Annotated in this window: 22 protein-coding genes and 1 pseudogene; 6 read left to right on the top strand and 17 right to left on the bottom strand. The window is 51.4% G+C overall.

Features of this window, described 5'->3' with window-relative positions; genetic code table 11:
* Positions 1-28: 28 nt before the first annotated feature.
* Positions 29-3,436 carry a methylmalonyl-CoA mutase family protein gene (locus LX87_RS25225; protein ID WP_111631088.1) on the bottom strand — a complete coding sequence of 1,136 codons (3,408 nt, stop codon included), beginning with the start codon at positions 3,434-3,436 and terminating at the stop codon, positions 29-31.
* Positions 3,437-3,520: 84 nt separating this feature from the next.
* Between LX87_RS25225 and LX87_RS25220 the strand changes: the two genes are divergently transcribed.
* Complete coding sequence (locus LX87_RS25220) at positions 3,521-6,769, top strand: cyclic nucleotide-binding domain-containing protein (protein WP_111631087.1); 3,249 nt, start codon at positions 3,521-3,523, stop codon at positions 6,767-6,769.
* Here the strand turns inward: LX87_RS25220 and LX87_RS25215 are convergent.
* From LX87_RS25215 to LX87_RS25165, 11 genes are all read right to left on the bottom strand, one after another.
* Complete coding sequence (locus tag LX87_RS25215; RefSeq protein WP_111631086.1) at positions 6,750-7,343, bottom strand: HD domain-containing protein; 594 nt, start codon at positions 7,341-7,343, stop codon at positions 6,750-6,752. The two genes, LX87_RS25220 and LX87_RS25215, sit on opposite strands and share 20 nt — an antisense overlap.
* Positions 7,344-7,557: 214 nt before the next feature.
* Entirely contained in the window at positions 7,558-7,968 is a 411-nt protein-coding gene (locus LX87_RS25210; protein ID WP_229310819.1) for a hypothetical protein, read from the bottom strand.
* A 111-nt stretch (positions 7,969-8,079) separates the two neighbouring features.
* Positions 8,080-8,529: a hypothetical protein gene (locus LX87_RS25205; protein WP_111631085.1), complete on the bottom strand. Its 450-nt coding sequence runs from the start codon at positions 8,527-8,529 to the stop codon at positions 8,080-8,082.
* Between the two features lie 44 nt (positions 8,530-8,573).
* On the bottom strand, positions 8,574-9,134 hold the full coding sequence (locus tag LX87_RS25200) for an RNA polymerase sigma factor (protein WP_111631084.1): 561 nt from the start codon (positions 9,132-9,134) through the stop codon (positions 8,574-8,576).
* A 91-nt stretch (positions 9,135-9,225) separates the two neighbouring features.
* Positions 9,226-10,182, bottom strand: a complete 957-nt coding sequence (locus tag LX87_RS25195) for a transketolase family protein (RefSeq protein WP_111631083.1) — start codon at positions 10,180-10,182, stop codon at positions 9,226-9,228.
* Positions 10,179-10,694: a DUF4276 family protein gene (locus LX87_RS25190; protein WP_170139453.1), complete on the bottom strand. Its 516-nt coding sequence runs from the start codon at positions 10,692-10,694 to the stop codon at positions 10,179-10,181. Before LX87_RS25190 ends, LX87_RS25195 begins: the two co-directional genes overlap by 4 nt.
* A 41-nt stretch (positions 10,695-10,735) precedes the next feature.
* Positions 10,736-11,755, bottom strand: coding sequence for an AAA family ATPase (locus LX87_RS25185; RefSeq protein WP_111631081.1), 1,020 nt, complete (start codon positions 11,753-11,755; stop codon positions 10,736-10,738).
* Positions 11,756-11,757: 2 nt separating this feature from the next.
* Positions 11,758-12,615, bottom strand: a complete 858-nt coding sequence (locus LX87_RS25180) for a transketolase (protein WP_111631080.1) — start codon at positions 12,613-12,615, stop codon at positions 11,758-11,760.
* A 76-nt stretch (positions 12,616-12,691) separates the two neighbouring features.
* Positions 12,692-13,141, bottom strand: a complete 450-nt coding sequence (gene bcp / locus LX87_RS25175) for a thioredoxin-dependent thiol peroxidase (RefSeq protein ID WP_111631079.1) — start codon at positions 13,139-13,141, stop codon at positions 12,692-12,694.
* Between the two features lie 65 nt (positions 13,142-13,206).
* Positions 13,207-15,186 (bottom strand): M23 family metallopeptidase, encoded by a 1,980-nt coding sequence (locus LX87_RS25170; protein ID WP_229310818.1) that lies wholly within the window; start codon positions 15,184-15,186, stop codon positions 13,207-13,209.
* Between the two features lie 36 nt (positions 15,187-15,222).
* Positions 15,223-15,834 (bottom strand): fumarylacetoacetate hydrolase family protein, encoded by a 612-nt coding sequence (locus LX87_RS25165; protein WP_111631078.1) that lies wholly within the window; start codon positions 15,832-15,834, stop codon positions 15,223-15,225.
* 151 nt (positions 15,835-15,985) lie between these two features.
* On the opposite strand from LX87_RS25165, the gene LX87_RS25160 reads away from it, so the two are divergent.
* A complete protein-coding gene (locus LX87_RS25160; RefSeq protein WP_111631077.1) occupies positions 15,986-16,813 on the top strand; it encodes a M48 family metallopeptidase in 828 nt (275 codons plus the stop codon).
* A 107-nt stretch (positions 16,814-16,920) separates the two neighbouring features.
* Here the strand turns inward: LX87_RS25160 and sucC are convergent, their stop codons facing one another.
* Positions 16,921-18,144 (bottom strand): ADP-forming succinate--CoA ligase subunit beta, encoded by a 1,224-nt coding sequence (gene sucC / locus LX87_RS25155; RefSeq protein ID WP_111631268.1) that lies wholly within the window; start codon positions 18,142-18,144, stop codon positions 16,921-16,923.
* A 162-nt stretch (positions 18,145-18,306) separates the two neighbouring features.
* Between sucC and LX87_RS25150 the strand changes: the two genes are divergently transcribed.
* On the top strand, positions 18,307-18,975 hold the full coding sequence (locus LX87_RS25150; protein ID WP_111631076.1) for an ABC transporter ATP-binding protein: 669 nt from the start codon (positions 18,307-18,309) through the stop codon (positions 18,973-18,975).
* A 297-nt stretch (positions 18,976-19,272) separates the two neighbouring features.
* On the opposite strand, the gene LX87_RS25145 is transcribed toward LX87_RS25150, so the two are convergent.
* Positions 19,273-19,971: a hypothetical protein gene (locus tag LX87_RS25145; RefSeq protein ID WP_111631075.1), complete on the bottom strand. Its 699-nt coding sequence runs from the start codon at positions 19,969-19,971 to the stop codon at positions 19,273-19,275.
* Positions 19,972-20,147: 176 nt separating this feature from the next.
* Between LX87_RS25145 and LX87_RS25140 the strand changes: the two genes are divergently transcribed.
* Both LX87_RS25140 and LX87_RS25135 read left to right on the top strand, forming a co-directional pair.
* Positions 20,148-21,209 (top strand): PA0069 family radical SAM protein, encoded by a 1,062-nt coding sequence (locus LX87_RS25140; protein WP_111631074.1) that lies wholly within the window; start codon positions 20,148-20,150, stop codon positions 21,207-21,209.
* 145 nt (positions 21,210-21,354) lie between these two features.
* Complete coding sequence (locus tag LX87_RS25135) at positions 21,355-22,218, top strand: alpha/beta fold hydrolase (RefSeq protein ID WP_111631073.1); 864 nt, start codon at positions 21,355-21,357, stop codon at positions 22,216-22,218.
* 72 nt (positions 22,219-22,290) lie between these two features.
* On the opposite strand, the gene LX87_RS29480 is transcribed toward LX87_RS25135, so the two are convergent.
* From LX87_RS29480 to LX87_RS25125, 3 genes and pseudogenes are all read right to left on the bottom strand, one after another.
* Positions 22,291-22,716, bottom strand: a complete 426-nt coding sequence (locus LX87_RS29480; RefSeq protein ID WP_510186292.1) for an AAA-type ATPase lid domain-containing protein — start codon at positions 22,714-22,716, stop codon at positions 22,291-22,293.
* A pseudogene (locus tag LX87_RS25130) lies at positions 22,702-23,631 on the bottom strand (sigma-54-dependent transcriptional regulator); the annotation flags it as partial. The gene LX87_RS29480 and the pseudogene LX87_RS25130, both read right to left, overlap by 15 nt.
* Positions 23,632-23,665: 34 nt before the next feature.
* The gene (locus LX87_RS25125; RefSeq protein WP_111631071.1) at positions 23,666-24,538 is read right to left on the bottom strand and encodes a helix-turn-helix domain-containing protein; all 873 of its coding nucleotides are present in this window, start codon (positions 24,536-24,538) and stop codon (positions 23,666-23,668) included.
* A 292-nt stretch (positions 24,539-24,830) separates the two neighbouring features.
* Here LX87_RS25125 and LX87_RS25120 point away from each other — a divergent pair, with 292 nt between their 5' ends.
* Complete coding sequence (locus LX87_RS25120) at positions 24,831-25,949, top strand: Gfo/Idh/MocA family protein (RefSeq protein ID WP_111631267.1); 1,119 nt, start codon at positions 24,831-24,833, stop codon at positions 25,947-25,949.
* Positions 25,950-26,003: the final 54 nt, after the last annotated feature.

The following is a 26,003-nucleotide window of genomic DNA, read 5'->3' as shown; positions in this document are numbered from 1 at the left end:
GGTTTTTATGTATTTGTTGGTCAGGTATTTACATGTTTCGACGGTATTGGCCGCCAACGGCATACAGCGCTCGCGACAATTGGCCCAGGGTGCAAACTTTTGTGGCTTCCATCAGGGCTTCAAAAATGTTTCCGTTCGACAGGGCCACCGTTTGCACCTGTTTCAAGGCCGTTGCAGCCGCTTCCCGGTTCCGGTCCTGAAAAGCCAGCCGCGATTCGATGGCATAGCGTTTTTCCTCGTCCGTTGAGCGGATAATTTCCTGCGGAATGCGGGTCGGAGAGCCATTCGGGTCCAGGAAGGTGTTAACGCCCACGATGGGCAGTTTGCCGCTGTGTTTCTGCATCTCGTAGACCATCGACTCGTCCTGAATTTTGCTGCGCTGGTACATCCGTTCCATAGCACCCAGCACACCCCCGCGTTCGTTCAGACTGCGGAATTCGTTCAGAACGGCCTGCTCAACCAGATCGGTCAGTTCTTCGATGATGAAAGCGCCCTGCAACGGGTTTTCGTTTTTGGCCAGCCCAAATTCCTTGTTGATAATCAACTGGATGGCCATGGCCCGCCGGACGCTTTCTTCCGTCGGCGTCGTGATGGCTTCGTCGTAGGCATTCGTGTGGAGCGAATTGCAGTTGTCAGACAAAGCCGTCAGCGCCTGAAGTGTCGTCCGGATGTCGTTGAACGCAATTTCCTGCGCGTGCAAACTCCGCCCCGACGTCTGAATATGGTACTTCAGTTTCTGTGAGCGCTCGTTGGCTTTGTATTTATACTTCATGGCTTTTGCCCAGATCCGGCGCGCTACCCGGCCCAGCACCGAGTACTCCGGGTCCATGCCGTTGGAGAAAAAGAAGGAAAGGTTCGGCGCAAAATCGTCGATGTGTATCCCGCGTGCGAGGTAATACTCCACAAACGTGAACCCGTTTGACAGCGTGAAGGCCAGCTGGGAAATTGGGTTGGCCCCGGCTTCGGCAATGTGGTAACCCGAAATCGACACCGAGTAAAAATTGCGCACCTGCCTGTCGGTGAAATACTGCTGAATATCGCCCATCATCCGCAGGGCAAACTCGGTCGAGAAAATGCAGGTGTTCTGCGCCTGATCTTCCTTTAAAATATCGGCCTGTACCGTTCCGCGCACCTGCCGGAGCGTATCGGCTTTGATTTTCTCGTATACTTCCCGGGGCAGAACCCGGTCTCCGGTCGTTCCGAGCAGGAGCAACCCCAAACCGTCGTTGCCGTCGGGCAACGGGCCGTTGTAGTGGGGTAGAGCGGTCTGGGTATAGGGTTCGCTGGTTTTTCCCTGCTGGCGCAGCCATTTCTCACATTGCTGGTCGATGGCGGCATTCAGGAAAAAGCCGAGCAGCATCGGGGCCGGGCCGTTGATCGTCATCGAAACCGAGGTGGCCGGGTCGCAGAGATCGAAGCCGCTGTAGAGTTTTTTGGCATCGTCCAATGTGCAGATGCTGACGCCTGAGTTACCGATTTTTCCGTAAATGTCGGGGCGGTAATCCGGGTCTTCGCCGTAGAGCGTAACAGAATCGAACGCCGTGGAAAGCCGTTTGGCAGGCATCCCTTTTGAAACGTAGTGAAACCGCCGGTTGGTGCGTTCCGGACCGCCCTCACCGGCAAACATCCGGGCCGGGTCTTCTCCCTCGCGCCTGAGCGGAAACACCCCGGCGGTGTAGGGGAATTCACCCGGTACATTCTCGGTCAGCAGCCAGCGCAGAATGTCGCCCCAGTCTTCGTAGGTGGGCAAACTGATTTTCGGAATCCGTACGCCGGCCAGAGACGTAGAAAATAGGCTCTGGTGAATCGTTTTGTCGCGCACCTGATAGTGGTATGTATCAGCCCGGTATTGCGCTTTCAGGTCCGGCCACGCTTTCAGCAGTTGCCGACACGCATGGTGAAGACGGTTTTCGAAATCCTGGTAAATCGCCGTCAGGGCATCCGCCGTTTCCGCTCCATTTTGGCTGGTTCTGAGCGTTTCCAGAACGCCGTTTAGCTGGTATAGTTTGCGGGCAATAGCGACCTGTTCCCGGACAAAAGCGTCGTACTGATCGCTGGTTTCCACAATCTCGGCCAGATACCGTACCCGGTCGGGTGGAATGATGGACGCCGGAGCAGGCGGGGAAGAAGAGGCAACCGGAACCTCTTCCAGTAACGAAATGCCGGTTTTCTGCCCAATCAACTGCATCAGTTTGGTAAACAGCACGTGCATCCCGTCGTCGTTGAACTGAGACGCAACGGTACCGAAAATGGGCAGTTCGTCATCAGCAGTTTCCCAAATAGTGGGGTGGGTAGCAGCGTGGTTTCGGCGGTATTGCTTCCGAACGTCGCGCAGGGCATCCAACGAACCCCGTTTATCAAACTTGTTGATGGCAATGGCGTCGGCAAAGTCGAGCATGTCGATTTTCTCCAGTTGCGTGGCCGCGCCGTACTCGGCGGTCATGACGTACAGGCTCACGTCCGAATGCTCGGTGATTTCCGTATCCGACTGCCCGATGCCGGAGGTTTCGATGATGATCAGGTCAAATTGTGCCGTTTTGCAAATCTCGATGGCGTCGCGCACATGTTGGCTCAGGGCCAGATTAGCCTGCCGGGTTGCCAGCGAGCGCATATACACCCGCCCGGCTGACAGATCGGGGTGGATCGCGTTCATCCGGATGCGGTCGCCCAGGAGCGCCCCGCCGGTTTTCCGCTTCGACGGATCGACGGACAGGATGGCCACGGTTTTGTCCGGAACGTAAATCAGAAACCGCCGAACCAACTCATCGACCAGCGACGATTTACCGGCTCCGCCCGTGCCGGTGATGCCCAGGACCGGAACGGTTTTCGTCCGGTTTTCGGCGGGTTGCCAGAGGGGGCGGGTACGGGTGTAGCGTTCCGGTTCATTCTCCGCTATGGAAATTAATTGCCCAATCAGGTTAACGTCTTTGGCCTGCGTCCGACGAAGCAATTGCCCGTTCAGCGTTTCTAGTGGCAGTGGTGTTTGGGCGGTCTGGTTACATTTTTCGAGTAAATCATTGATCATGCCCTGCAAACCCATCGTGCGTCCGTCGTCCGGTGAATAAATCCGGGCAACACCGTATTGGTGCAACTCCTCGATTTCAATGGGCAGAATGGTCCCGCCCCCTCCGCCAAAAACCTGGATATGACCCGCACCCTTTTCCCGGAGCAAATCAATCATGTACTTGAAAAATTCGAGGTGACCACCCTGGTAAGATGTCACGGCAATGCCCTGCACATCCTCCTGAATGGCGCAATCGACAATCTCCGCGACCGAGCGGTTGTGGCCCAGGTGAATCACTTCGGCCCCGGATGCCTGCATCAGCCGACGCATGATATTAATGGCCGCATCGTGGCCGTCGAACAGGGCCGCGGCCGTTACAATCCGAATCGGTTTCTGGAGTTGAGGATACGTTGGTGTTTGTTGCGATACCATGATCAAATTGGAAATTGTCTGTAAAAGTAGGCAGAATGGCGGAAAAGCCGTATTATTGATAGGTATTACCAAGCTGAAAACGGCATGTCGCCAGTGCAAAAGTTTTACCGTTCGATAGGTGTTCGCCAACACGAAGTCAGAACGGTCTGGTTGTTTTTCCTACATAATTTCTTTCTCGGTATCGGAACAATTCTGGCGTATGTTTCGGCCAATGTCATTCTGCTTGAAAATCATCCCGAAACCAGCTTACCGATTGCCTTTATAGGCTCGGCCATTGGCATGATGCTGGTCGGGAAACTCTATGCTCATTATGAACACCATCTGGCGCTGCGGAGTCTGGCCGTTCGGGTGTTGTGGGCGGTAATTGCGCTGACATTTGTGCTGGCTGTGCTGGTGTTGGTGGGGCACTCGGTCTGGGCGGCCATTGCCATTATGGTGGGGTATCGGCTGATCTATTTATTGACAAGTCTGGAGTTCTGGGGCGTATCGGCGGTGGTGTTTGATGTGCGGCAGAGCAAGCGGCTTTTCAGCGTCATTAGTTCGGGTGATATGCCCGCCAAGGCGCTGGGGGCTATTCTGGCGGCACTGGTACACGCCCATACCGATATGTTTTTCCTGCTGCTGGTGGCTTTCGGGTCTTTTCTGGCGGCCATTTACATGCTGCGGCTGACGTATCGTTCCCACGATATTCACACCTCACACGGGTCGTCGCGAGTGCGGCAACCCAGTCAGTCTCGGATTGTCGAGCAACTGTTTGGCAATAGCCAGCTGATTACGCTGATGTGCCTGAGTCTGGTTGCTGTGGCCACGGTTGCGGCCAGTGTCGAATACGCGTTTTTTATCAACGTCAAATACAAAATTCACGCGACGACTTCGCTGCTTCAGTACGTGAGTCAGGTATTGGCCCTGACGTACCTGGTGGCGATGCTGGTGAAAGTACTGCTTTCCCGTCGGGCGCTGGACCGGCTGGGCGTTCGGCAGTCGTTGCAATTGTTGCCGCAGACGGCTTTCGTGGCGGTACTGGTTTTTGCGGCTGTTTATCTTTCCAATGTCAGCGAATCGGCCTGGCTGCTTTATTACTGCGCGCTTTACCTGGCCTTCGAGGTGATTCGACGTTCGCTGTTCGATCCGGTTTTTCTGGTTCTTTTCCAGCCACTCAGCACCTCGCAACGCTTACAGGGGCACACGCTCGTTAAGGGTTTCTACGAACCGCTGGGAATGGCCCTGGCGGGTATTCTGCTCTACGCATTTCATGCCTATCCGGAACTGAACGAGTGGGCGCCGTTTGTCTGGATGGGGCTGGGTACGCTGGTTGCGTTCTGGCTTCTCGGGCGGACCTATCGGCATTACCTGAACGAATTGAAATCGGCCCTGAGCCGACGCTTTCTGGAAACAAACGAACTGGCGGCCCCCGATGAGGTCGCGAAACTGATTTTGCGAAATCTGAAAAGCGACCGGGTGGAGGAGGTTATCAACGCCATCGACTGGTTAAAGCTGCATCGCCCGGATAAACTGGCCGACCGATCAACAAAGTTGCTTCAGCATCCCGATGCGCAGGTCCGCCGGTTTGCGCTGGAAGCGTTTACGGACTTATCCTTGACCGCCGATGCTTCCGTTCTATACCAGTTAGCCACTCAGGATGCCGAGCCGGCCATTCGGGAATTGGCCAGCCGGTTGTACAGCGGGGCGTCCAGAGCGGAAGCGAAACAAGTCTCGGACCTGCTGCATCATACCGATCTGATTGTCCGGAAAGGGGCCATTCTGGGAAGTTGGAAAAACCGTCCGTTTTCGGCTCAGGCGGCTGCGAGCTTTAATGCGCTGAGCGAATCATCCCAGACCGCTGATCGACTGGCGGTACTGGATATTATCCGGATGCTGCAACTGGAGCAGTACGATACGCTGGTAAGCGACACGTTGACAAGCAGCGATGCCGATGTGACCAAAGCCGCAATCCGAACCGCTGGCGTCATGAACCACCCGGCGTTAACCCGGCATCTGGTCAACCTGCTAACCAACCGGATGTTCTGGCGGTCGGCCGCTCAGGGGCTGAGCCACATGCAGGAAGCGGCTCTGCCTTTTCTGGAGAACGCCCTGCAAACCGCCACCGATTCCGTACTGATTCGCCGGATTGCCGGGGTTTGCGCCAAAATCAGGACGCCGGAAAGCCATCAACTGCTGACGAGCCTGATCAGCCGCCCGGACTTGTCGGTACGAACCGCGGCTTTGAAGGCGCTTAGTCATTTTGAGTTTTCAGGAGCCAACCCGGACGTGTACCACCAGGTGTTGCAGGAAGAACTGAAACTGGCGCAACGGTTGCTCCACGGCAGTCTGCACAAAAACGACAAGGAACTGCTGGCCTGCCTGGATTACGAAATGGGGCTGCTGCTGCAACGGGTATTTTTTCTGCTCATGCAGTTGTACGACCGCGATGTGATTGCCAGCGTCCGGACGGGCATCGACCATGCATCGCGGGAGCGGAGGGCCAACGCCCTCGAAATGCTCGACAACCTTATTCCGCGGGTGGTGTACCAGTGTTTGCAGGCAATGGTCGATGAGATTCCCATGACCGAAAAAGTCCGGCTGATCGATGCGCAACTGGGGGTATTCCAGGCCGCAGAATCGTTGCTGACGTACATTCTGGATCAGGGGGAGACGGTATTTTCGGCCTGGACCATCAGTGTGGCCATGCGCCGGTGGCGGCCCCGGTCGTTGCCCAACGCGCAGTTGCTGGGCGGTTATTTGCACCATTCGGTTCAGCTCCTGAGCGAAAGCGCCAACGGGGTTTTGCAGGTGGTTCAGGTGGAGCATCCCGACTGGTACCAGCGGTTACTGGCCGATTATCCCACGATTTCTGTTGAACTTATGAAATCAATTGAAGAAGAGCACATTTCTGATTTTGAACGGGTTATTGTTCTGAAAAATACCCGGCTGTTTGCTGATACGCCCGAAAACATCCTGAGTACGATTGCCCCCATCATGAAAGAAGTCCAGTTTCAGGAAGGGCAGACGATCTTCGAAAAAGGAGAAATTGGCAATTGCATGTTCGTGATTTATTCGGGCGCGGTTGATATTTATGACCGTCAGGAACGGCTGGCGCAGTTTGAACGGGGCGATGTGTTCGGCGAACTGGCCCTGCTGGATACCGAACCGCGGTCAGCGTCAGCCATTGCAGCTTCCGAGGTGCTGCTGTTCCGGATCGATCACGAAGATTTTTACGATTTAATGGAAGAACGGGAGGAAGTGCTGCGGAACATGATGCGGATTCTGTGCCAGCGTATCCGGCTTCAGAACGAGAAGCTGCAAACCCTGGCGGTCAGACCGGATAATGGCTGACAATCTCTTTTAGATGGTCCAGTTGCCGCTGTTTGGCCGCCCGTCGCAGGGCGTTGGCGGTGGGGGTCCAGTATTGATGATTCTCCAGAAAATTCACCTGCGTCCGGTTCCAGGTGGGTTCGTCGCTGATCAGGTTGCGGGCTTTTAGTTCTTTAAAAAGGGTACGGGCAATCGGATCAAAGTCCGGGCGTCCCAGGTAATCCAGGTCGGCGTCACACAAAATCCGTTCGAGCAGATTCTGCGGATTCTGCGGTATCTGGGTAGCCATAATCATTGCGCAAATCTGTTCAATTTGTCCGGTTGTGTATCCAAATTCCGGCAGCGTTTCGCGGGCGTAGCGGCAGCCTTCCGCTTCATGGCCCTGATAAGTCGTGACAAAGCCGCAATCGTGGTACAAAGCCGCCGTTCGGAGCAACGCCAGCGTCTCGGCATCGGTAATGTTTTCGGCCCTGGCCAGCTGCAACGCCACTTCCACAACGTCCCGTGTGTGATGAATACCGTGATAATACAGCGTGGGCGCGAGTTCCCGCTCTAATCGGGCTAGAATAAATGCTTCGGCCTGGGGTAAATTCATCGTGATGTATGGGCTGCCTCAGTGCTAAAGTAAACGAAATAGAGAGGAAACAGAAACGTTTACAGGCTCATTTTTATCCGCTTTTTCTGTCCTAGGTCCATAAGCCGTCAAGTTGATTGTTTTGGTCTTTCGGCACTACTTTTCTGATGGGTACAAACACAAAGCCCGGCCAAGTGGCCGGGCTTGTTGCAGGTGTAGTATAGCAAAGTTTTGTTTAATTCGATCGAAGCTGATCCATCAGCATTTTGTTGAACATACGTTCGGTATTATGCAATTCCTGAAGCTGCTGCGGACTAATCACCCGCAGGAATTTGGCGTTATAATCCTTTTCCAGATCCACCAGCTTCTGTTTCAACTCGACCGACTCGTTTAATTCATTAATGGGCGCAGTACCGCCGGGTTTACTCGACCGGCGCAATTGCCGCGTAATGTCCCGCCGTTTATCACTGTATTCATTGTAGATCGCCCAGAATTGCGGAGCCTGTTCCGTCGTTAGGTTCAACCGATTGGTAATCAGGCCAATTTTTGCACTTTCTATTTTTTGGCGATCCTGATTCTGGGCAGCGGCTGGCAGGGTAAGCACCAGGCCAAAGAACAGGATCAGTAAGCGAATGAACGGTTTCATAGTAATACGTAAGAATAAAAAATCGGTCATAATCAGGCAGATTGGGTTTAGCGTTTAGGGTCTATCGGGTCAGAATGAGCTACGAACCTAAACGCTAAACCGTTTAGCTACTCAGATGGTTATGGTACCGGACGCATCTTCCTCAATCATCTGCTGGATTGATTCCGGCGAAACGTGCAATTCGTGGATCAGCGTTGAATCGTTCGGCATTTTGTGCGAATCAATTAAATCCGAATAATCTTCCAGGTAAATATCCTGATCCTGAAGGTATTCGACAACCGAAGCCGAACTGACATTGCTCAACAGTTCCGGTTCCAGCGAATCCTGCTTTTTCGGGTACGTAAACCAGACCAAAGCTGCCACCAAACCCGCACCCGCCAGCGTCGACGCCGACCGTTGCCACGACCAACTTATCGTGAAACGGTGTGAACGGCGGGTGGCTTCGGCCTGAATCCGCGATGGAAGCGTATCAAAGTAGCCTTCCGGTGCCGAAAACGGTAGCTGCCGCAGGGCGTGTTGCTGATCTAGTTCGTCAAGTCGTATTGGTTTTTTTGGTTCCATTGTCTTATAAACACAACGGTTTGACAAGCAAGTCGGTAACAGGTTTAATTCCCATTCAGATATTCTTCAATTTTTTTAACCGCCAGGTGATACGACGCTTTCAGAGCCCCCACCGACGTGCCGGTAATTTCGGAAATATCTTCATATTTCATATCATCGAAATACTTCATATTGAAGACAAGGCGTTGTTTTTCAGGAAGCTTAAGCAAAGCCTTCTGCAATTTCAACTGAATCTCCTCTCCGGAAGGTTCCGCGCCCGACGTTACAAAGTCTGAATTGCTTTCCAGCTTTTCCATCAGTTCGCCTTCCACATCGCCGATGGGCAGGAAAAACCGTCGGCGCTTCTTATTCAGAAAGTTCAGACACTCGTTGGTGGCAATCCGATAAATCCAGGTATATAACTGGGAGTCGCCCCGGAAGTTCTCCAGGGAATTCCAGACTTTGATGAACGTCTCCTGCGTCAGATCATCCGCATCATCGTGGTCAATGACCATCTTCCGGATATGCCAGTAAATTTTCTGCTGGTATTGGCGTACCATCAGATTAAAGGCATAGTTCCGGCTTTGCGGATCGCGGTATTTTTGCAGGAGTTCCTCGTCAGTCATTTTATGCGTTTAAGGTTTAAAGCTTACGGTCCACGGTCTGCCATTTAACGAACTCTGGAGTCATGAAACGACAAACCGTGGACAATAAACATTAAACAACGCGGGACTTCGCCCGCAGTGCGGCTTCGACAATTTTCTCGGCGGTTAAACCGTATTTTTTCATCAGCTGATCGGGCGTGCCGCTTTCCCCGAAACTGTCGTGTACACCAACCATTTCAAGCGGAGCGGGGAAGTTACGGGCCAGCGCCTGAGCCACACTGTCGCCCAAACCTCCGTTCAGTTGATGTTCTTCCGCCGAAACAGCGCAACGGGTTTTGCGGACCGACGCCAGCACGGCTTCTTCATCAAACGGCTTGATCGTATGAATGTTAATAATATCGGCTTCAATGCCCTGTTCGGCCAGCATTTCGCCGGCTTTGATGGCTTCCCAAACCAGGTGGCCCGTGGCAAAGATGGACACATCCGGACCTTCGTTCAGCACGAGGGCTTTCCCGATTTCAAACTTCTGGTCGGCGGGCGTGAAAATGGGCACCACCGGACGGCCGAACCGCAGGTAAACCGGGCCAACATGATCGGCGATGGCGATGGTTGCGGCTTTGGTCTGGTTGAAATCGCAGGGGTTGATAACGGTCATGTGGGGCAGCATTTTCATCATGCCCAGGTCTTCCAGAATCTGGTGCGTGGCGCCGTCTTCACCCAGCGTCAGACCCGCGTGTGATGCGCAGATTTTGACGTTTTTGTTGGAATAGCAAACCGATTGCCGGATCTGGTCGTAAACCCGTCCGGTCGCGAAGTTAGCAAACGACGTTGCAAACGGTATTTTGCCACCGATGGTCAGACCGGCCGACACGCCGATCATGTTGGCTTCCGAAATGCCGCACTGGATATAGCGATCCGGAAACTCCTTCATGAATCCTTCCAGTTTGAGCGATCCGGCCAGGTCGGCGGTCAGGGCGACGACGTTCGGGTTGGTGCGGCCCAGTTCAAGAATGCCCGCGCCAAATCCCGAGCGGGTGTCTTTTTTTTCAGTGTATGTATATTTCTTCATGGTCGTAAGGATTGCAATTTAGTTAAAAAGTAATTGGCACTCGGGCAATGGGGGTGTTGGGCGGCTTTTTCGACGGAGAAGCCACGTCTAGTCATTTTATTAGCGAGATTTACTTTACTTCCGCAACCAGCACCGGTTCTTTTCAGCATTAATTTCTTTATAAAATCATATGGGTTATGTTGAGCTTCTGGTGTTTCGGACGAAAAATCACTTTTAAGTAATTTACTTATGGTTTCAGAATCTGCTAAAAACCAAGATTCTATTTCTTTTACGGCAACGATAATAGTTTGATTAGGACGTTCCGTAATTCGTTCTCTGGTTAGTGTAATACAGGCTTGATCATCTAAATCAGTCAGGATAAAAATATGCTCAGCGCCAGAATCAATTAGCCGTTGCCGAAAATGTTCTATGTTTTGTGGAAGTAGGTTTCCGGCTCCCGCTGCATCGATAACAGATTCGGTACATTCCAGCCCTAGAGCAGTTAAAAGGGATTGAAACGCGTCGGACTTCACAATAACGGTTTCAGTTTCCCCTTCACAAATAAAACCCACTTTTACCACGGAAGCCCACCTCCAAGAGCATTGGTTAGCCAGGCTTCGTCCATGCGAAGACCGTAAAAATTTTCGCCTTTAAATTGTTTGATTTGTGTCGAGCCCTTCTTTTTATCAACCAGAATAAGCTCTTTGGGCTCTAGTTTCGATACTAGAGTCTGGGAATGTGTATTAAGCCAGATAAAATGGCCTTTTTCTTCGCAGGCATACCGGCAAAGATTAACAAACTCCCTTACAACTTTAGGATTTAAACCGTTTTCGGGTTCTTCAATGCAAAGAAATTGTGGTTCTTCACTTTGGTAAATAGCTGTTAATAGAGCAATAATGTTATAAGTGCCATCAGAAATTAAAGTTTTGTTAAACGGCTTTTCGATATATTTATCCTTTAGCAAGAGAGAGTCAGTTCCACTTATTGAATCAGAGTGAATGGTAAGGTTTTCATAACCAGGAATGAATAGAGATAGCCAATCGTCGAATTCTTCTTTTACAAAAGGGTTACTAAGAATTCTTTTTAAAACCTTTTCGAGATTATCCGCGGATAAGTTAAGTGATTCGTCATCTTGATATGGAAACTTCTGTATATCTAAATTCTTTACAAATAACCTAGAAAAGCTAAAGTGAAACTGTTTATATATTAGATCGGTATTAATGTCTTTACCCAAAAAATAATCTTTGAAAAGGTCATTTGGAATTCCTGCCGAAGCTCCTTTGATATGTGAACCATCTTCGGAATAAAATAAATGAACGTGGTATTCGGGCAGAATGGAAATGTCAAAATCTATATTTAGTTTAAAGATTCTGTCTTGAGTTTTTTGGTTAATAACGCTTTGAATTCCACCGTAAAGCCTAGCAATAGTAAATGGGTCATTTTTAGCCACTGCGTTCGCAAACTCCAGAGCCTCGAAAATATTCGATTTCCCCGACCCGTTAGGGCCGACAAAGACCGTGAACGGATTGGGCTCAATAAGCTCAATCCGTTCGATGGACTTGAAATTTTCGATGACCAGGCGTTTGATCTTCATGCTTAATAGTCTTCCATTCCCGCCGTCAGGGGCAGTTGGTTCAAAGCCGTTGCTAACTGCTCGTCGTTCGGCGCGACACCGTGCCATTTGTGGCTACCCATCATGTAATCGACACCGTAACCCATTTCCGTCTTCATCAGAATCAGGGTCGGTACTTCTGCGTCCGTCTTCGACTGGTGCAGGGTTTTGATGATGTCGCTCATGTCGTTGCCCTGCATCTCGGTCACGTTCCAGCCGAAGGCCCGGTATTTGGCGCCCAGGTCACGGTTGTTCATGACCAGATTCGTTGGGCCGTCGATCTGCTGGCCGTTGAGGTCGATGATGGCCGTCAGGTTGCCCAGCTTGTGGTGGGGGGCAAACGAAGCAGCTTCCCAGATCTGACCTTCCTGCTGCTCACCGTCGCCCATCAGTACGTAGACGTGTTTGTCGTCGCCGTTCAGCCGTTTGGCAAAAGCCGCTCCGCAGGCTACCGACAGGCCCTGACCCAGCGAACCCGACGCAATGCGGATACCGGGCAGGTGCTCGGCCGTGGCCGGGTGACCCTGCAAGCGGCTGTCGATTTTCCGGAACGTAGCCAGTTCCGAAACCGGGAAGTAACCTGAACGCGCCAGAACGCTGTAAAAAACCGGCGAAATGTGACCGTTTGACAGGAAAAATACGTCTTCGTCGCGGGCATCCATGTCGAAAATGGCTTTTCCTGCTTCGTCCCGCTTCAGGCGCATCACGTCAAAATAAAGCGCGACCAGAAGGTCGGTGCAGCCCAGCGAACCGCCGGGGTGGCCGGAATTAACGGCGTGGACCATCCGGACAATATCGCGCCGGACCTGCGTGGCAATGTGTTGTAGTTCTTGGATTTCCATATTCAGACAAGGGAGTTGTGACAAGAGCGTTATGACGTTCAAATAAACCTATTGGCTCTTGTCTATATTCTAACTTCTATTTTAAAATCTGTTCAGCGTGCTTTTCCGTATCAATTTTCGTGATGATCTCGGAAATGGTGCCTTGTTCATCAATCAAAAAAGTGGTGCGGACAATACCCATGAATTTACGCCCGTACATCGACTTTTCGTGCCAGACGTCGTACGCTTCCACAATTTTATGATCGGTATCGGCCAGCAACGGAAATGGCAGGTTGTATTTCTTGATGAATTTCTGGTGCGATTTTTCATCATCAACGCTCACACCCAGTACCTCATAGCCGACTTTTTGCAGATGTTCATAATTGTCGCGCAGGCTACAGGCTTCGGCCGTACAGCCGGGCGTATCGTCTTTCGGATAAAAATACAGCACGACCTTCCGGCCCCGAAAATCCGATAACCGAACGGGGTTGCCGTTCTGATCGCGGGTTTCGAAGTCGGGAGCTGCGTCGCCAATTTGGAGAGCCATAGTTTTCAGGTTTATAGTATTCTGACTGACAAGTAACGGCAAACTCTAAAAGAGGCTGCCAACGGTTATTTTTCGTTCTCCCGAACGTCTGACGAATCAACGGTCATTGGTCGGGGAGCGGGTGGCAGCAAGACCGTTACCGTGGTTACGTTACCGGCCCGGTCTTTTGCTTCTAACACCACCGAGCCTTCAAACGGTTTCGCAGGATCCAATTTATCCGACCAAACCAGGGCTCTTTTGTAATCGTACTGCATTAAAATCCACTCGCCGTTGACCATCGCCCGCACGGTATCCAGCCCCGACAGATCATCTTTTACCGTTGCCACCAGCGCGGTGTGGTCTTTTCGCAGAAACTTGACCGTGGGCGGGTTCGGATCGGTTAGCAACTGAAACGTGCCCAGTTGACGGCTTCGGAACTGAAAATGGTTGTTTTTCCAGAAACCGCCCACATAATAGCGCCGTTTGCCGTTGATCAGATACATCTGCGTTTTCCGCGGATCTTCTACCGGCTCGGCAGGGATAAAGTCAACCTCGATATGGTCTTTTAACGCAATCGTTCCCTGATTGATCGTCAGCCGGTTGCCGGTTGTCGAAACGGCCAGGTGCAGCGTATCGTACAGGCTTTCCGGACCAAACGCAACGGTAATGGATGAATCACGGTACGTATCTGCTTTGCCGGGCAAAATCCGTTTCCTAAAATTCAGCGGCAAAACGGCTTTGCCAATCTGTACCGAATCCGGCAGGTTTTTCTGTAAATCTATAATGTAGTAAGCTTCATTGGCCCGAATGTAACTCGCTCCTAAACCCATCACGGCATTCTTCATAAACACCTGAGCGGTGGGAGCCTCCGCCGTCGGGAAATTACGGGCTCTGATAATCAGCGTATTTTCTTCTACCGAACTAGAAAGGACCGTTGGTGATTTGCTCGGCGTCAGCTTACCCAATACGGCATTTTCGGTTTCGGGCAAAACCGTAAACCGCAGGCTGGTGGTGTGCTGGAAACAGTCGTATAATGTAATGCGGACTTCGTGGGGTTTGCCGTCGAAGAGCGGCAGTTTTCCCTGTCTTTGATCATAGCGGTACAGGTTTAACGTATTACCGTCGGCAATGTAACACCGGTGAAACCGCTGGCCCGTCAACTGCTCAATCCCGTAATTCATGTGGAGATTAATCAGCCGGGTTTCCTCGTTCGGGAAGTTGTTCATGTTGTAGGCAAATACCTCCTGATCGTCCAGTTGAATTTCGATGCAGGTGAGCCCGTTTTTGAACGGCGAACCACTGGTACGGTCGTGAGCCAGCACTTCCAGCCCAATCAGGCCACTGGCCGAAACGGGCTGCGTCAGCACATACGTGCCGTTGGACTGCCGAACCGGTGTGAGGGCCAACCGACCAGCCTGGCCGTTGACGCGGGATGTGGGCGTCAGGGGTTGCAGGGCAATGCGTTCGAAGAAAGGAGGAACGTTGTCTTCAATTTCCTCAAAGCCAAAAAGCAGCGGATTGAGCAGGTTATTCTTATCGTCCCGGATTTCAAAGTGCAGGTGCGGGCCGCCCGATCCGCCGGTATTCCCCGACAGAGCAATGATCTGACCTTTTTTTACCGGAAACTGGTTCGGTTCTGGACGCAGATCAATTTCAAATGTCTGTTTTTTGTATTGTTCGGCCCGTAAATACTGGCCCAGCGTATCGTTCAGGGTTTTTAAATGGCCGTAAACCGTTGTCAGACCGTTGGGGTGTTTGATGAAAACCACATTGCCGTACCCGCCCGTAAACACCGCAATGCGTGAAATGTAGCCGTCGGCGGCTGCGTACACATCCAATCCTTCGCGCTGGGCGGTTCGGATGTCAATACCGGCGTGGAAGTGGTTCGGACGCAGATCGCCCAGACCGCCCGAGAGCGAGTTGGCTTCGCCGGGCATAATAGGAAACAGAAAATAACCGGGTTGAACGGCTTTCAGGATGGTCTTGTCTGGTTTTTGCCCGAAACCCGCCCACTGAATCAGCAGGAAAAAGCCAGCCAGACTTGTATAAAATAACTTTTTTCTCACGATTTCTACCATAATCCCACTTCCTGAATCCGTTGGCTATTTTACGTCAAATTCCAACATTTTCCGGTCTTCAATGTAAGCCGTCAGCCGGTCGCCAACCTGTACGGGGCCAACGCCTTTCGGCGTACCGGTAAAAAGGATGTCGCCCTGAAGGAGCATAAAATAGTTGGAAACAAAGGAAATCAGATAGTCAATCTGGAACAGCATCATGGACGTATTGCCCACCTGCCGGGTTTCGCCGTTTACATCGAGCCGGAAATTCAGGTTTTTCAGGTCCGGGAAATCCGTTTTGGGTACAAACGCCGACATGGGAGCCGAACCGTTAAACCCTTTGGCCAGGTCCCACGGCAGTCCTTTGGCTTTCAGCTTCGATTGCAGATCGCGCGCCGTAAAGTCGATGCCAACGCCGATTTCGTCATAATAGCGGTGCGCAAACTTTTGCTCAATGTTTTTACCCGTGCGGCCGATGCGCACGACAATCTCCACTTCGTGGTGAATATCGGTCGAAAAGTCGGGGTAGAAGAAAGGATCGCCGGGGCGCAGAATGGCCGTCTCTGGTTTGGTGAAAATAACCGGATCGTCGGGCTGCTCGTTATTCAGTTCTTTGATGTGCTCCGCGTAATTCCGTCCAACGGCGATGATTTTCATGCGATTTAAACTTTTTCTCCGGTCGCAAATCTAAACAGGAAAGACGGCTCAACCGCACGCTTGTTAAAAAAATTGAACAAAGTCGAGCTAACAACAGTCTCTTGTAAATAGTTTTGGCGTCAGAATTTCTAAACACAATTATATTCTAATTATGAAAAGAGCGATAATGGCCATGTTGATGACTGGCCTGGTAATTGCCTGTCAGAAAGTGCCGCTTACCGGTCGGAACCAACTGGTGTTAATTCCTAATAACCAGATGTTACCGTTGAGTTTTTCAAATTATAAAGGCGTTCTGGATTCGAGCCGTGTGGTTCGCTCCGGAGGTCAGGAAGATATGATTAAACGGGTAGGGGCGCGTATTCAAAAAGCCGTAGAAACGTATATGGCCGCGAATAACCTGAGTGAAAGGCTAAACGGATTTCAGTGGGAATTTAATCTGATCGAAAGTCCGCAGGTGAACGCCTGGTGTATGCCGGGTGGAAAGGTTGCTTTTTATACGGGTATCCTGCCTTATACACAGAACGAAGCCGGTGTTGCTACGGTCATGGGGCACGAAGTGTCGCACGCCATTGCCGAGCACGGGAACGAGCGGATGAGTGAAGAGCTGGTTGCCAACGGCTTATTGCAGGGAGGTCAGTTGGTACTGGGCTCGCTTTCGCAAAACCAGCGTAGCCAGACCAATGCGCTGCTGCTGCAAGCCGTAGGAGCGGGGCTTCCGGCGGCTTATCAGGTGGGCCGGGCGCTGCCGCACAGCCGGTCGCAGGAATCGGAAGCCGACAAGCTGGGCCTGATTTTTATGGCTATGGCGGGTTACAATCCGCAGGAAGCCGTCAACTTCTGGGGCCGGATGGCCAAAGCCGGATCGGGCCAGAAACCACCGGAGTTTTTGTCAACTCACCCGTCCGACGAGCGCCGGATTCGGGATCTGGAAAAACAAATGCCGGATGCAATGAAGTACTATCAGCGGGCAAGCCGCTAAAAAGTTTCGCGGAGTTAAGCGGAGAACAACAAGATGAGCGGAGTTTCCTCTGCTTAACTCAACGGTTCTCCGCTTAACTCCGCGAAACAACTTTTTCTAACAGGCTCTTAAGCCCCCATTTCTTCCAGCACCTGCTTCACTTTCGCAGCGGCATCTTTCAACTGGACGGCTGAGAATACTTTCAGGCCGGATTCATCGATGATACGGGCACCTTCTTCGGCGTTCGTTCCCTGCAACCGGACAATGATCGGTACTTTAATATCGCCAATGGCTTTATAAGCTTCCACAACCCCGGTAGCAACGCGATCACAGCGAACAATACCGCCAAAGATATTGATCAGAATTGCTTTCACGTTCGGGTCTTTCAGAATAATCCGGAAGCCTGCTTCTACGGTTTTGGCGTTTGCACCACCCCCTACATCCAGGAAGTTGGCAGGCTCGCCACCCGACAGTTTGATGATGTCCATCGTAGCCATCGCCAGACCGGCACCGTTTACCATACAACCTACGTTACCGTCGAGTTTGACGTAGTTCAGGTCGTTGGCCGTTGCTTCCACTTCCAACGGATCTTCTTCCGCAATGTCGCGGAGGTTTTTCAGGTCGGGGTGACGGTACAGGGCGTTGTCGTCCAGGTTCACCTTGGCATCCACCGCCAGAATTTTGTTGTCCGATGTTTTCAGCACCGGGTTAATTTCAAACATGGATGAATCCGTTTCGACATACGCTTTGTAAAGCGCTCCGATGAACTTCACCATTTCTTTGAAGGCTTCCCCTTCCAGACCCAGCGCAAAAGCGATGTTTCGCACCTGGAACGGTTGCAGGCCGATGGTGGGATCAACCCATTCCTTAACAATTTTTTCGGGCGAATGCTCGGCTACTTCTTCAATGTCCATACCGCCTTCGGTGCTGGCCATGATCACGTTGCAGGCTTTAGCCCGATCCAGCAGAATACCGATGTAATATTCTTTTGGCTCGGAAGCGCCGGGATAATAAACATCCTGAGCAACCAGAACTTTATTGACTTTCCGACCTTCGGGACCGGTCTGGTGCGTTACCAGGACATTGCCGATGATATTTTTGGAAATTTCGCGTACCTCATCAACCGACTTGGCCACTTGAACTCCACGTTGTTCCGAACCCTGGATTTTTCCTTTACCGCGGCCTCCGGCGTGGATCTGCGATTTAACTACGACAAACTTCGAATTAGTTTGCGCCATGATCTGCTTGGCGGCTTCAACGGCTTTTTCGGGCGATTCAGCTACGGTGCCTTCCTGAACCCGGACACCGTAGTGTTTCAATATCTCTTTACCCTGGTACTCGTGAATGTTCATATGGAGCAAAACAAGGAATGGTGAAAAAAACATTACTTTCGCGTGTAAAGATAGTTTAACGAAATTTAGCGGAACAACTTCTTTTGGTTTTAAAATTCAGCAGAGAACTTGACACGCTGATAAAAACCAGTTTTTCGCTCTACTCTGACCCGCTTATCGTCTATGCAACCGCTTCTGGAAGCCATCCATATAACCCGTTCCCACGGCGATCTGCCCGTTCTGAAGGGAATAAACCTGAGTATACAACCGGGAGAAGTTGTTTCCATCGTTGGCGCTTCCGGTGCCGGTAAAAGCACACTGCTGCATATTTTAGGGACACTTGACCGTCCGGATTCAGGCCAGATTACGCTGGCGGGGCAGAATGTGTTTAAATTAAACGAAAAAGAACTGGCCCGCTTCCGAAACGAACGGATTGGCTTTGTTTTCCAGTTCCATAATCTGATGGCCGAGTTTACGGCCCTGGAGAATGTCTGTTTACCGGGATTTATTGCCGGTCATGACGAGAAAAAGGTGCGTACCCGGGCCGAGGAATTATTAAATATTCTGGGCGTAGGTGACCGTAAGGGCCATTTACCATCTCAATTGTCGGGAGGAGAGCAGCAGCGAACAGCCGTTGCCCGGGCCTTGGTTAATTCTCCCGCCATTATTTTCGCCGATGAGCCCAGCGGTAATCTGGATTCGCATAATGCTGAGGAACTTCACAAGCTATTTTTTCGGTTACGTGATGAGTTAGGGCAGGCTTTTGTGATTGTAACCCATAATGAGTTACTGGCCGATATGGCCGACCGGAAGCTTACTATTCGGGATGGCTTGATCCTGAATGATGTCTGATAAGTAATAGTACCTAAATTGGGTTTTCGTAGTCAGTTTTTAGTTTACGGTTAAGTAGTTGATAAACAAAGTGTTGTTTCGGGTTTGTTAATGGTGTAAAATTTTTTTGACTATTTTAAATTTTATATCATAACTAATCATATATATTTGCATTGAAAAGAAAAGTTTTTCATAACGTTGAGTAAATCAGAAAGCCATGAGGGAAATCCCGCATGGCTTTTTTGTTTTCTAGGTATAACAACTTACTGGGCAAGTAACTTCTAAGTATACTTACTAGAGGAGATAAACGCTTTAAAACTAGCGTTTAAAGGCTTTTAGGCACTGTAAGATGGCAAACGTCAGTTCGTATTCGCTGGCTTGCAGGATTGCCATGTCGTCAAGCTGGCAAAATTCCTTAAATTTTTCCAGGTCGTTGCCCGTCAGATCGGTTGCGCGGCCTGCCACCAGTTCAAAGCGGTAAAGGGCTAGTTTATGCCTCCGATCTTCCTGCATCAGCACAAGTGCTTTGCGGTCGGACTTGGCCCGTCGGCTGAATGCTTCGTAGAGTAGGGTAATTACTGAGCCCGAAGCCGCCCGATCCAATACCTGTTCGGCCGTTACGCCCCGTTTGGCTTCGGGTTCACTTAGCAGTTGTTCGAGTTCGCGTTTGAGTTCGGCTTCCTGTTTGCCCCGTACCGTAACCTCTGCCAGATTAATCACATTATCCGCCAATTCGCGCTTCATCCGTAGCACCGGCTGCTGGGTGGTTCCGTCCCAGCGGAATGCTTTCCGGCCGTGGGTGGGGCTGGTTACGACCACCGAATCACCGGGTTTTACCTGCAAGTAATAATTGCCAATCTGATTGGTGCGCCCCACCGCCAGCGAGCGTTTGTTGATCACGCTGGCATTGTTAACGCCCTGATCCGTTTCCTGATCCAGTACTTTGCCGATGATGTACTTCGGCGTTTGACACAAAGCAGCAGAGGTAACAAAAAGAAAGACAAACAGGAGTTTCATATGCGTGGCAAGTTCGCGATAAACAAATGGGTTGGCAATAATCGCTGAAGCTTTAAGAAAAATTAACACCCCAACCCGTCGTCTATGCTACTATAAAGATAAAAAACCTTGTGTGTTACTTGTGGCTTATATGTTTTACTTGTATCATTGATCGTCCATTATTGAAATATATTACTATGAAAAACGATTATCTCAAAGGACGCGGGGCACAGGTGAATACCCATAATCGTTTCCAGAAACTTCAGATAGAACCGGACGGGGAGCAGAATGTTCCGGATGAGGATTTTCCGGAACCAACCGTGCAAACGCGGTTTTATGAAGACAATCCGAAGCAAATAATTAGCCGTCCCAACAGCTCGGACATTGGTTTTATGGCTTCCGTAAATCCCTATTTGGGCTGCGAACACGGTTGCATCTATTGTTACGCGCGTAATTCGCACGAGTACTGGGGCTTCTCGGCGGGACTCGATTTTGAAACCAAGATCATGGTCAAAAAGAATGCGCCGGAGTTGCTGGAAAAAGAGTTTCTGTCTAAAAACTACCAGCCGGAAGCGATTCATTTATCCGGAAATACCGATTGCTACCAACCCGCCGAACGCCGGTTTCGGCTGACCCGCCGTATGCTGGAACTGTGTCTGCTGTACCGCAATCCGGTTAGTATTATCACCAAAAACGCCCTGATTCTGCGCGATAAAGACCTGTTGCAGCAACTGGCGGCTCAGAACCTTGTCGTGGTCTTGATAACGATTACAACGCTGGACGAAGAGTTGCGCCAGAAGATGGAACCCCGTACGGTGACGGCCCAGCGCCGGTTGCAGGTTATCAAAGAACTGTCGGGCATTGGCGTTCCGGTTGGGGTGATGACGGCTCCTATTATACCCAGTCTGAACGAGAAGGATGTTCCCCGATTAGTCGAACTGGCGGCACAACATGGCGCAATTTGGGCAGGGTATACGATTGTCCGGCTGAATGGTGCCGTCGGTCCGTTGTTTGAAGACTGGATTCGGAAAAATTACCCCGACCGGGCGGGCAAAGTGCTGGACCAGATTCGGGACTGCCACGGCGGACAGTTGAGCGACTCCCGGTTTGGTACCCGCATGGCGGGCGAGGGCAGGTTTGCGGAGCAAATTCGGCAGTTTCACCAGATGGCTATTAATAAGTACATGCCGGATAGTGGATTGCCCAGGCTGGATACCACCCGTTTTCTGCGCAAACGACAGTTGAATCTGTTTGATTGAAATTCCGTGTGAGCCGGGTGTTGAGGATCGGCGGTAGTATTTTGTCCTGCTGATTTTCAGGCTATTCAATCAGTTTCCTGCTGAATAAAAATCCAACCAGGCGGCAGAACCGTTAGTATAGCGATCACTTTAATCAATCGACGTTATGAGTTACATTCAAGCTGGAACCGCTGCCAATGGTGAGCCGGTCAATCTCTTCTATCAGGATTGGGGAACGGGCAATCCCGTGGTATTGATTCATGGTTGGCCCCTGAGCCACGAAATGTGGGAATATCAGATGACCGAACTGCCCAGGCACGGTTTGCGCTGCATTGCCTACGACCGCCGGGGTTTTGGCAAATCGTCGAAACCGTGGGACGGTTATGATTACGATACACTGGCGGCTGATCTGAAAGCGGTTCTGGACGAACTGGACCTGCGTAATGTCACGCTGGTCGGCTTTTCGATGGGTGGGGGCGAGGTGGTGCGGTATGTAAGCCGGTATGGAGCCGATCGGGTTTCGAAAATTGTTCTGGTAAGCGCAGTAACGCCGTACTTGCTGAAAGCCGACGATAATCAGGATGGCGTTGATCAATCGGTTTTCGACGAAATGCTGGAAAAAATACAGGCCGACCGCGCCGACTTTCTGGCGACATTCGGCAAACAATTCTACGGCGTCAGTCTGCTGAGTCATCCGGTGAGCGATTCCTTCCTGCAATGGAATCAGACGCTGGCGTTGCTGGGTTCACCCAGGGCCACCATCGAATGTGTCAGGGCTTTTTCGGGCACGGATTTTCGTTCGGATATGGCGGCCATCAACATTCCAACGCTGATTATTCATGGTGATTCGGATGCCACTGTGCCTTTTGAGGCATCAGGCCAGAAAACACACGCCATGATTCCGCAGTCGCAACTGCTGGTGTACGAAGGAGAGCCCCACGGATTATTCTTCACCCGAAAGGATCAACTAAACAGCGACCTGCTGGCGTTCATTTCATCCACCACCACGGTGACAGAAACCGCTTATTAGAGTTAAGAATTGAGAGTTAAGAATTAAGAGTAGCGTTGCGGTAGCCAACTCATCACTCTTAATTCTTAACTCCTAATTAATCCGGTATTCTGTGATTTTGCGGTAGAGCGTTGTGAGGCCGATGTTGAGGAGCCGGGCGGCTTCGGCTTTGTTGCCGTTGGTGTGGTGGAGAACGTAGCGAATGTGGTTTTCCTCGATCTGCGCCAGATCGTAAACCGGTCCGTTTGAAATGGTTTTTCCGGCATACAGCAGATCGTAAGGCAGCAGATCCAGGGTTAATTCCGGTCCATCGGCGAGAATAACGGCTCGTTCAATCACATTTTTCAACTCCCGAATATTGCCCTTCCAGCCGTGCTGACGGAGTTTTTGTTCAAAATCCGGGCTTAACGTCACGTCGCGTTTGCCAATTTTCAACGCACTTTGCCGGGCAAACTGCCTGGCGAGGGCCGGAATGTCGTCGCGCCGGTCGCGGAGGGAGGGGAGTTCAATGCGAAACACCGAAAGCCGGTAATACAAATCCAGTCGGAAATGTCCGGCTGTGGCTTCCTGCTCCAGATCCCGATTCGTTGCCGCCACCACGCGCACATCCACCCTGGTTGGTTTGGTATCGCCCACACGCATGAATTCGTGCGTTTCCAGCACCCGCAGCAGTTTGGCCTGTAAATCAAGCGCCATCTCACCAATTTCGTCCAGAAAGATGGTGCCTTTATGCGCTTCTTCAAACAACCCTTTCTTATCGCGGGAAGCTCCCGTAAAGGCCCCCGCCCGGTGCCCAAACAACTCACTTTCCAGAATCTCCTTGCCCAGTGCGCTGCAATTGACGGCGACAAAAGTGCCCGCCCGCCGGGAACTGGCCTGATGAATGGCCTGCGCAAAAACTTCTTTGCCGGTTCCGGTTTCACCCGTCAGCAGAACGGTGGTGTCGGTAACGGCTACTTTTCGGGCCAGATCAACGGCTTGCCGGATGGCTTTCGATTCGCCAATAATGCTTTCAAAACCGTAGCGTTTGTTGACCTTCTCCTCCAGTTGCCGTATGCGAAACTGTAATTGGGCTTTTTCGATGGCCCGGCTAACGAGCGGGATAATGCGGTCATTGTCGTCGCCCTTCGTAATGTAGTCGAAGGCGCCATTTTTAATGGCGGTTACCCCGTCGGCGATCGTGCCAAAAGCCGTTAGCACAATGATTTCGGTGGTCGGATAAAGCTGTTTGATCTGAGCGGAAAGTTCAATACCGTTTTTGTCCGGTAGTTTGACATCGCTGATCACCAGATGAATTTCTTCCTGTTCGAGTATGCGGAGGCCGTTGCGGGCGTTGTTGGCTTCCAGAACCCGATAGCCTTCAAGGCTGAGAAGACGAGCCAGAAGCTGGCGAAGCCGGTCTTCATCGTCGATAATTAGAATGGTGCCCTGCATGGGCGCAAAGATAGCAAAAGCCCACAGTCGGCCATTATACCGCCCGGACGGTTCGGACGTATTCCGACGGTGTTTGGCCCGTAATGCCCTTAAACTGTCGGTTAAAGTTGGAAAGCGTACGATACCCGCTTTCGTAGCTAACCTGCGTAACACTCAGTTTACCCTCCATTAGTAACTTGCAGGAGTGGCCAATGCGGATTTCGGACACAAACTCGGAAAACGTTTTGTTGGCCCGGGCTTTAAAATACCGGCAGAAAGCCGGGGGCGTCATTCCCGCCAGATCGGCCACGGTATCCAGACTGATATCGTCGTGGAAATGTCCCAGCACGTAATTATGAACCTGCTGCATCCGGTCCGTTTCCGACGGCTTGACGGTGTTGGTGTAGCCCAAACTCGTGATAAACTGGAAATCGGTGGCGTGGGAAAGTTCATCAAACAAACTCAGCAGGGTCAGAACACGGGTAAAACCCAGGGGTTGAGCGATCAGCTTATGCAGGGTATGGCGAACCCGGTCGCGGGTGGGGCCGGTCCATTCCAGACCCCGCCGGGCGTGCAGCAGCAATTGCTGGATTAAGCTCATTTCCGGTTTGTCGAAAAATTGATCGCCCAGGAAATCTTCCGAAAAATACAGAACAATGCCCCGGGTGATGCGGCCCGAGTCGCGCTGGAAAAAAATCTGATCGCTACGCCAGAGGTGGGGCAGATTCGGACCCAGAAACACCAGGTCGCCTTCCGCAAACGGCTTGATCGAATCGCCAATGAAACGGGTTCCGGAGCCTTCTTCTACCAGAAACAACTGGTAATGCGGATGAAAGTGCCAATTGGGGTCAAAATGAGGGTCAATGAGTTCTTTGACAATAAACGAAGAAGCGACGGGTTCAAGGTCTTTACGCAGGGCGTTCCGCATGGGTTTGCTCTCTTTTGCTGTTTTTGCCAAATTTATCAAACTTTTTTGGTTAAAATACAATCGGTATTGGACAAGAAAAGCCGAGAAGAATCGCCATTTGTTCGTTACATTTGTGGTAATTGTTTGAGAATAAATAGGAATTAGCCGGAGTGGACAAAAGAGCTCCTCCCGTTTAAGGTGCCGAATGGACCCGTATTTATCAATCAATTTATAAACCCGTGGCCGTCATCACCCGTTGCCGGTCATTCCAAATCCAAATGAAGAGACGAAGTTTAGCTTTCGTCTGACGCGTATGAAAATCAATGTTGCTATTGTTGGACTGGGCTTCGGAGCCGAGTTCATCCCCATTTACCAGCGCCATCCGCATACGAACATGTATGCCATCTGCCAGCGTAACACCGAGAAACTCAACGAAATCGGCGATGCGTTCGGAATCGAGAAACGGTATAACAACATCGACGACCTGCTGGCCGACCCCGAGGTGGATGCAGTACACATCAATTCGCCCATTCACAACCACGCCGAGCAATCGCTGAAGGCGCTGCGGGCCGGAAAGCACGTTGCCTGCACGGTGCCGATGGCCACGACGGTCGAGGAGTGCATGGAAATTGTGAAAGCCTGCAACGAAACCGGCAAGAAGTACATGATGATGGAGACGGTGGTTTATAGCCGGGAGTTTCTGTTTGTCAAGGAATTGTATGAAAAAGGGGAGCTGGGTAAAATTCAGTTTCTGAAAGCGAGCCACCAGCAGGATATGGACGGCTGGCCCGGCTACTGGCCCGGTTTGCCGCCGATGCACTACGCAACGCACTGTGTAGGTCCGGTGTCCGGTCTGCTGAAACTGGAAGCCGAATACGTCTCGTGCTTTGGTTCCGGAACGATCCGCGAAGAGCTGATTCCGCATTACAATTCGCCGTTTGCCATTGAATCGGCACACATCAAGTTTAAGAACAGCGATTTGTCGGCCTACGTCTACCGCTCCCTGTTCGATACGGCCCGCCAGTACCGCGAAAGTTTTGAAGTCTACGGTTCGCAGAAATCGTTCGAATGGCCGTTAATTGAGGGCGAAGATCCAGTGATTCACACGGCTAAAAAAGCCGAACACGAGATTCCGGAGCGGGTGAAAGTGCCGGATTATGCGCACTACCTGCCCGAAGAAATCCAGCAGTTTACGACGCAGGGCGTTTACGATCTGGCCGAAAATTCGCACCTGTCGTTTGTACAGGGCAGCGGCCACGGTGGTTCGCACCCGCACATGGTGCACGAATTTGTGTCGGCCATTGTCGAAGACCGCGATCCGTTCCCCAATGCCGTGCAGTCGGCCAACTGGACGAGCGTCGGAATTCTGGCGCACGACTCAGCGATGGAAGGCGGAAAACTGAAGAATCTGCCGGACTTCGGGAGCTTATAATTTTTGAGAAACACCGGAGAAAGACGCTGGTCATTGCCATCAACTGCCGTCAGC

The sequence above is a fragment of the Larkinella arboricola genome, from assembly GCF_003259745.1.
GTDB lineage: Bacteria > Bacteroidota > Bacteroidia > Cytophagales > Spirosomataceae > Larkinella > Larkinella arboricola.
The sequence above is the reverse complement of the archived record's forward strand: the minus strand, read 5'-3'. Positions and strand labels throughout refer to the sequence as shown.